Source organism: Modestobacter excelsi (assembly GCF_005930495.1).
Lineage (GTDB): Bacteria > Actinomycetota > Actinomycetes > Mycobacteriales > Geodermatophilaceae > Modestobacter > Modestobacter excelsi.
On record NZ_SJEX01000130.1, the window covers coordinates 1 to 7425 of the forward strand.

A 7425-nucleotide genomic window follows, 5' to 3' on the forward strand; every position below is an offset into this window, starting at 1 on the left:
CACCCCCGCCCGCCCGGGGCGCGGAGGCGCCGGTGGTCGCGCCGGCCGGCGTCGTCGTGGTGGTGTCGCTCACGCTGCATCCCCTTCTCCGGCGGCGCCGTGCGCCGCTCCCTGCATCACGAGGTCGAGCACCCGGTGCTCGTCGAGCTCGTCGGCCCCGGCGGCGGCCACGACGGCGCCGTCGGCCACCACCAGCACCCGGTCGGCCAGCCCCAGGACCTCGGGGATCTCACTGGAGACGACGACCACGGCCACGCCGCGGTCGGCCAGCGCACGGACGAGCGCGTAGATCTCCGACCGGGCGCCCACGTCCACACCGCGGGTCGGTTCGTCCAGCAGCAGCACCTTGCAGTCGCGCAGCAGCCACCGCGCCAGCACGACCTTCTGCTGGTTGCCGCCGGACAGCGTCCGGACCTCGCGTTCGACGTCGACCGGACGGAGGTCCAGCGACTCGGCCTGGTCCCGCGCGGCCTGCTTCTCCGCACCCCCGGACAGGAAGCCACCGCGGGCGAACCGGGTCAGGGTCGACAAGGTGATGTTGCGGTAGATCGGCTCGCCGAGCAGCAGCCCCTGGCTCTTGCGCTCCTCGGGCGCCAGCCCGACGCCGGCGGACACCGCGGCGGCCACGTCGCCGGCCCGCAGCCGCCGGCCGGCCACCTGGACGGTGCCGCCGGTGGCCTTCCGGGCGCCGTAGACGGTCTCCAGGATCTCCGACCGCCCGGAACCGACGAGCCCGGCCAGGCCGAGGACCTCCCCGGGCCGGACGGTGAACGACACCCCGCTGAACTCACCGGCCAGCGCCAGGTCGGCGACCTCCAGCAGCGGCTCGGCCTGGGGGTCGACCGCCGCCCCGCGGGGCGGGAAGACGTACTCGATGGTCCGGCCGGTCATCAGCGTGATGACCTCCCGGGTCGGGGTGTCGCGCACGGGCAGGCCGGTGGCCACCGTCCGGCCGTCCTTGAGCACGGTGATCCGGTCGCCGACCTGGCGGATCTCCTCCAGCCGGTGGGAGATGTAGACCACCGCGACGCCGCCGGTGGTGAGGTCGCGGATGACCTGGAAGAGGTGGTCGACCTCCTCGCTGTCCAGGACGGCGGACGGCTCGTCCATGACGATCAGCCGGGCGTCCTGGGACAGCGCGCGGGCCATGCTGACCATCTGCTGCGACGCCGCGGACAGCGAGCCGACCTCGGCCGTGGGCCGGATCTCGGGGTGGCCGAGCCGGGTGAGCAGCTCGGCGGCGGCCCGGTTCGCCTGCGCCGGCCGGGTGATGCCCAGCCGGGAGCGCTCCCGCCCGAGGAAGACGTTGTCGGCTACGGTGAGCCCGGAGACCAGGTCCAGCTCCTGGTAGATGGTGGCGATGCCGCGGCTCATCGCGGCCTGCGGGTCGCCCAGGGTGACCGGGGCGCCGTCCCACAGGATCTGGCCCTCGTCCGGCTGGTGGGCTCCGGCCAGCACCTTGATCAGGGTGGACTTGCCCGCGCCGTTCTGCCCCAGCAGGCAGTGCACCTCACCGGCGCGCACCTCGAGGTCGACGCCGTCCAGCGCCCGGACTCCCGGGAACTGCTTGACGATGCCGTGCATCTCCAGCAGGGGCGCGGACGGCGCCGTCGCGGGGTGCGCCCCGTCGGGGGTGCCGAGCGTCATGCCACCAGCTCCAGACTTTTGCTCAACACTGAACACAAGTGCGTTGAGGCGGGACACTATGGCCGCGGTCACAGGCGGGTCAAGCAACGACGCCTGCGTTACCGAACCGCAACCAGGCGGGCAGCGGGCCGCACGGGCCACCGATCGGCCGTCCAGCGGCAGGAGCCGGGGAGGGATGCGGTCAGCGAGCGGGGTGGGGACCTGCGGCCGCCGGCACCAGCAGTCGCGCGGCCGAGCTGACCGAGTCCTCGTCGAGGTGCCCCTCGATCGCCATCAGCGCGGCACCGAGCCGACCAGACATGTCCGGCGCCTCGCTAACCGTGATCTCCAGCTTCCGGGCGGCCAGCGGGAGGGAGCGGCCGTAGACCGCCTCCCGGATCCCGGCCAGCAGCGGGGCGCCGGCCTGGGCGACGCCGCCGGTCATCACGATCCGGTGCGGGTTGAAGAAGTTGACCAGGCTGGCCAGCACGGTGCCGATCGTGCGGCCGGCGTTGCGCACCAGCTCCAGCGTGGACCCGTCGCCGCGGGCGGCGAGCTCGACGAGCTCCCGCGTCGACGTGACCGGCAGCCCCGCCGCGCGCGCGTCGCGCAGCAGGGCGCCGCCGCCGGCGATCGCCTCCAGGCAGTTCTCGTTGCCGCACCGGCAGACCACCGACCGCCCCGGCGGCAGTGGGACGGAGATGTGCCCGATGTCCCCGGCACTGCCCTGCGCGCCGCGGTACACCTGGCCGTCGACGACGATGCCGCAGCCGATGCCGGTGCCGACCTTGACCACCAGCACGTCCTCGACCGACCCGGCGACGCCCATCTCCCCTCGCGCCATGACGTTGACGTCGTTGTCGGCGAACACCGGGCACCCGTACCGGGCGAACGCGCTGGGGATCGGGTGGTCGTGCCAGCCGGGCATGATCGGCGGATGGACCGGCCGGCCGGTGGAGACCTCGACCGGCCCCGGCACGCCCACGCCGATGGCGCACACGTCGGCGGGGGTCAGCCCGGCCTCGGCCAGCACCAGCTGAGCCAGCCGGTCGACCTCGGCGAGCACCGGCCCGGGGCCCTCGGCGATGTCGATCGGGTGGCCCACGGTGGCGAGCACCTCCGCGGACAGGTCGGTGACCGCGACGTCGACGCTGGTGACCCCGAGGTCGACGGCGAGCACGCACCCGGCCCGGCTGTTGAACCGCAGCAGCGTGGGCGGCCGCCCGCCGGTGCTCCAGCCCCGCCCGCCCTCCTCCAGCAGGTTGGCAGCGATCAGCTGGTCGACCCGTGCGCTGACCGTGTTCCGCGAGGCACCGGTGAGCGCGACGAGCTCCGCCCGGCTGCGCGCCCGGCCGGTGCGCACGTGGTGCAGCAGCGCGCTGGCCGAGGCGGAAGGGTGGACCACGGGGCCATGGTGGCACGCGGGACGGTGACAGGGAGTCCGCGCGGCACTCCGCCGGGGAACGGCCGACGAGCACGCTGCCTGTTCCCCGGGGGAAGCACTCCGGCTGCCCCCCACCTGGCTGCGGCTGCGCCGGTCGGCGGTGCCCCCCGCCGGCGAGCCGGCGCTGGAGGCGATCGGCTGACCGGTCAGGGCGCGGCGAGGACCTCGTCGAGGTGGCCCAGCGGGTCGGGCTCCCCCCCGGCGACCAGGTCGTCCAGCCAGACGCGGAACGCCGCCAGCGCCCGGGCGACCATCAACCGGGTCCGCCAGTCGGCAGCGCCCGACCCGGGCCGGCGACGGAGCAGCTCCTCGGTGAGCTGGCGCTCGCGGCCGGACAGGTGCAGGAAGGGGTTGGCCCGCACGGCCGAGGCGGCCGCGGCCACCCGGAAGAACACCGCCATCCGGGTCCGGTCGGCGACGACGTACTCCCCCAGCTCCCGCAGCGCCCCGCGCAGCGCCCCGGCGTCGTCGATCGCGTCGGGCGCCGCCGCCAGCGCCGCCGTCAGCCGGGCGGCCATCTGCCGGGCCGGCTCGGCCAGCACGTCCTCCTTCGTCGGGAAGTACCGGAAGAAGGTGCGGGGCGCGATCTCGGCCGCGGCGCAGATGTCGGCGACGGTCACCGTGTCGTACCCGCGCTCGGCGAACAGCTGCATCGCCACGTCGACCGTGGTGGCGCGGCTGTGCGCCCGCTTCCGCTCGCGGAGTCCCTCGGTGCCGGCCTCTGCCCGCTCGGTCACGGACGACCTCCTCATCTGGTTGGCGTGAGCATCGGCACAGCGCGGGAGCCCTGCGCGTGGTCGCCTCCCCGGCACGGGGTGTGCGACCGTACGACTCGTGGCAGTTCGTGCCACTTCGGTCCTCCGACCCGTGCCCCGTCCGGGTCAGCCCCGAGTCTCCACGGGAGTCCCCATCTCCCCGACCACCCATCCCACGGCGACCTCCGCCACCGGGCCGACGTCGCCCCCGGCTGGGAGCCGCGGCAGGTCGCCGCGGTCGCGAGCGGTTGATGCTGCCTGCCGCTCGCCGCGCTGGTCGCGGAGGACGGGAGGACGATCGGGCTGCTGACCGCCGCCGTCCTCCTGCTCGTCGTGTTCCTGCCGGTCGAGCGCCGGGTCGCCTCGCCGCTGGTCGACACGGTCACCAACGCCCGCCCGGCGCTGCTGCTGACCAACGCCGCCTCGGTCTGCGTGGGCTTCGCCCTCTCCGCCAGCTTGATCGGGACGGCGTCCTACCTGCAGGCGCCGCGGCCTCCGGCTACGGCTTCGGCTCCTCGGTGCTGGCCAGCGGGCCGGCGATGCTGCCCAGCGGCGTCGCGATGCTGATGCTGTCGCCGGTGTCGGCGACGCTGTCCCGGCGCTTCGGCCCGAAGGTCACCCTGGCGATCGGCGCGGCCGTCGCGCCGTCGTCCTCGGGACGACGATCGCCGGCGCCGGGATCGCCTACGCCGCGATGCCGAGCCTGGTCCTGCGGCTGCGCCGGCCTCGGGGCTCGCCGCGGCCAACGGCCTGTACGCGCTGGCCCGCAGCGTCGGCAGCTCGCCGGCCAGCGCCATCGGCGGCACCGTCCTGGCCGCGTCGACGATCACGCTGGGCGCCTGCGCGCTGCCGTCGCTGACCGCCTACCGGGTCCTGTTCGCCGCCGCCTGACCCGGGCCCGCCGGGACGTCGCCGGGCTCCGCCGGGCAGAGCCCGCCCAGCGAGGAGCGGGCCCACGCGCGCAACTGGGGAGGCAGGGCCTCCAGGGCGCGGACGCGGTCGTCGGGGAGGACGGGAGCCGGTCCTCCCCGCACGGGGGGTCCATCGAGGAGCACAGCGGTCACCCGACCCGGGATCGGTGCGGTGTCACCGGGTCCTGGGTGACGCAGCGCGGCCATACCCGCGCGCCGTCCGTCCATGCGCCCGGCCCGGGGAGGACCAGCGTGCCTGGCACGGCGGGAGACACGTCCCGTCCCGCCGGTCCACGGCGCAGCCGGGACGCGGGAGGTGCCATGAGGGTCGGAACGGGGCTCCTGCAGCAGCGGGTCGTCACCCCGCGCGAGCTGATGCGGTCCTCCGCCCGCCGGACCGGCAGGCAGCTGGGCAGCGTCGTCGACGCGGTGCTCGACGGGACGTTCCCGGTCCCGGGCCGACCGGCCGGGGCTCCCGGCATTGCGCACCGGCCGTCGGCCTCCTAGCGTTGGCCGTGCGGTCAGCAGCACCGCGCTCCCCCTCGCCCCGGACCCGGCGACTCAGCCTGGGGTGCCGCCATGAGCGAACAACCGAGCCCGGGGACACCGGTGCCCGACCAGCTGGTCCTGGACGTGCGGATCGCCGACCGGGGGGACGGCTCGGTCGTCCTCTCCGTCGCCGGCGAGGTCGACACGCTGAGCACCCCGGTCTTCCGCCGTGCGCTGGACACCGCCTGGGCGGGCCACCCGCACCGCCTGCTGGTCGACCTCTCCGCCGTGACCTTCCTCAACGCCTCCGGGTTGCGCACGCTGCAGCGCGCGGCAGCCCAGTCCGCCGCCTACCGGGTGCCGCTGGAGCTGCACGCAGCGCCCGGGCTGGTCTCCCGGTTGCTGGACTGGGTGCAGCTGCCGCACTCGACGGCCGCACGCGCCGTCGTCACCCCCACCGGGCGCGGCCCGGCCGGGCTGCACGCCGTCCCGGACCCCGGGCCCGACCCCGGCGTCCCACCGCTGCCCGAGGTCGTGGCGCGACCGCGGGTGCCCGCGGGTGGCCTCCCAGCGCCGTCCCGCGCGCACCCGGTCGCCGCCGCGCCGCGGCGGCTGGGGGGGCTGCTCGCCGGCGTGCCCGGTCCGGCGCAGGTCGCCGCCTCCTGGGACCGCCGGCTGCGCCGCGCGGCCGCCGCCCGGGAGGTCGTGGGTCAGGCGACCGGGATCCTCATGGAGCGTCACCTGATGACCGCCGAGGAGGCCCACCGGTGGCTGGAGGCGGTCTCCCGGTTGCGCGAGGTCCCCGTGCCCGAGGTGGCGGAGAAGCTGGCCCGCACCGGCGAGTGGTGACCTCGCCCCCGACGATCAGGGGGCGCCGCGCTTGACGACCGCCCGACTGGTGCGGTCGGGTCCCTGACATGACCACCGGACCTCTCGCCGGGCTGCGCGTCGTCGAACTGACCGGCCTGGGGCCCGCCCCGTTCGCCGCGATGCTGCTGGCCGACCTCGGCGCCGACGTGCTGCGCATCGACCGCCCGGGCGCCCGCCCGTTCACCGGCTCGTCCGAGCACGACCTGCTCTCCCGCGGCCGCCGGTCGGTGGCGGTCGACCTCAAGCACCCGGACGGCCCCGAGCTGGTCCGCCGGCTCGCCGAACGGGCGGACGTGCTGCTCGAGGGCTTCCGCCCGGGGGTGACCGAGCGGCTGGGCATCGGGCCCGAGGACTGCCTGGCACGCAACCCGCGGCTGGTCTACGGCCGGATGACCGGCTGGGGGCAGGAGGGCCCGCTGTCGCCGACGGCCGGGCACGACGTCGGGTACATCGCCGTCACCGGCGTGCTGCACGCCATCGGGCGGGCCGGTGGTCCGCCGCAGATCCCGCTCAACCTGGTCGGCGACTTCGGCGGCGGCGGGATGTACCTGGTGGTGGGCGTCCTCGCCGCGCTGCTCGAGGCCCGGCTCAGCGGCCGGGGCCAGGTGGTCGACGCGGCCATCGTCGACGGCACCGCCCACCTGGCCACGATGGTGGTCGGCATGCTCGGCAGCGGGCTGTGGCGGGACGACCGGGGCGTCAACCTGCTCGACTCCGGGACCCCCTGGTACGACGTCCACGAGACCGCCGACGGCCGGTACCTCGCGGTGGGCGCCCTCGAGCCGCAGTTCTACGCCGAGCTGGTCGACCGGCTCGGGCTCACCGACGTCGCCCCGGACCGGAACGGTGCGGACCCCGAGGTGCTGCGCCGGCTGATCGGCGACGCGGTCCGCCGGCGCACGCGGGACGAGTGGGTCGAGGTGTTCGCGGGCAGCGACGCCTGCGTCGCCCCGGTGCTCTCCTTCGCCGAGGCCCGTGAGCACCCGCACCTGGCCGCCCGGCAGACCTACGTCGAGCACCACGGCGTCGTCCAGCCGGCACCGGCCCCGCGGTTCTCCCGGACGCCGGCCACGCTGGACCGGCCGCCCAGCCGGGCCGGTGAGCACACCCGCGGGGCCCTCGGCGACTGGGGCATCGAGGACGTCGAGGGCCTGCTCGCCGCCGGGACGGTGGTGGAGGACACCGCCGGCCGGAGCTGACCGGCGCGCGGGTCCGGTGGCTACCGTCGGCAGGGACCCACCGACGACGCCCCGACCCCGACGACGTCCCGACCCCGACGACGTCCAGACCCCGATGGCGCAGGGACCCCGATGACCCCCACCGCACGCTC

The 7425-nt window shown here is 75.9% G+C and carries 6 protein-coding genes; 3 read left to right on the forward strand and 3 right to left on the reverse strand.

Annotation, left to right across the window (positions count from 1 at the left end; all coding sequences use genetic code 11):
* Positions 1-69: 69 nt before the first annotated feature.
* The 3 genes from FHL80_RS24405 to FHL80_RS24415 all read right to left on the reverse strand — a co-directional run bounded on the left by FHL80_RS24405 (position 70) and on the right by FHL80_RS24415 (position 3807).
* Positions 70-1647 (reverse strand): sugar ABC transporter ATP-binding protein, encoded by a 1578-nt coding sequence (locus FHL80_RS24405; RefSeq protein WP_138735920.1) that lies wholly within the window; start codon positions 1645-1647, stop codon positions 70-72.
* A 181-nt stretch (positions 1648-1828) separates the two neighbouring features.
* The gene (locus tag FHL80_RS24410) at positions 1829-3031 is read right to left on the reverse strand and encodes an ROK family protein (RefSeq protein ID WP_138735921.1); all 1203 of its coding nucleotides are present in this window, start codon (positions 3029-3031) and stop codon (positions 1829-1831) included.
* A 185-nt stretch (positions 3032-3216) separates the two neighbouring features.
* Positions 3217-3807 (reverse strand): TetR/AcrR family transcriptional regulator, encoded by a 591-nt coding sequence (locus FHL80_RS24415; RefSeq protein WP_216871030.1) that lies wholly within the window; start codon positions 3805-3807, stop codon positions 3217-3219.
* 1250 nt (positions 3808-5057) lie between these two features.
* Here FHL80_RS24415 and FHL80_RS24420 point away from each other — a divergent pair.
* The 3 genes from FHL80_RS24420 (at position 5058) to FHL80_RS24430 (ending at position 7294) form a co-directional block, all read left to right on the forward strand.
* Positions 5058-5243: a hypothetical protein gene (locus FHL80_RS24420; RefSeq protein ID WP_138735923.1), complete on the forward strand. Its 186-nt coding sequence runs from the start codon at positions 5058-5060 to the stop codon at positions 5241-5243.
* 72 nt (positions 5244-5315) lie between these two features.
* Positions 5316-6074, forward strand: coding sequence for an ANTAR domain-containing protein (locus FHL80_RS24425; RefSeq protein ID WP_138735924.1), 759 nt, complete (start codon positions 5316-5318; stop codon positions 6072-6074).
* Between the two features lie 68 nt (positions 6075-6142).
* On the forward strand, positions 6143-7294 hold the full coding sequence (locus FHL80_RS24430; RefSeq protein ID WP_138735925.1) for a CaiB/BaiF CoA transferase family protein: 1152 nt from the start codon (positions 6143-6145) through the stop codon (positions 7292-7294).
* Positions 7295-7425 lie beyond the last annotated feature (131 nt).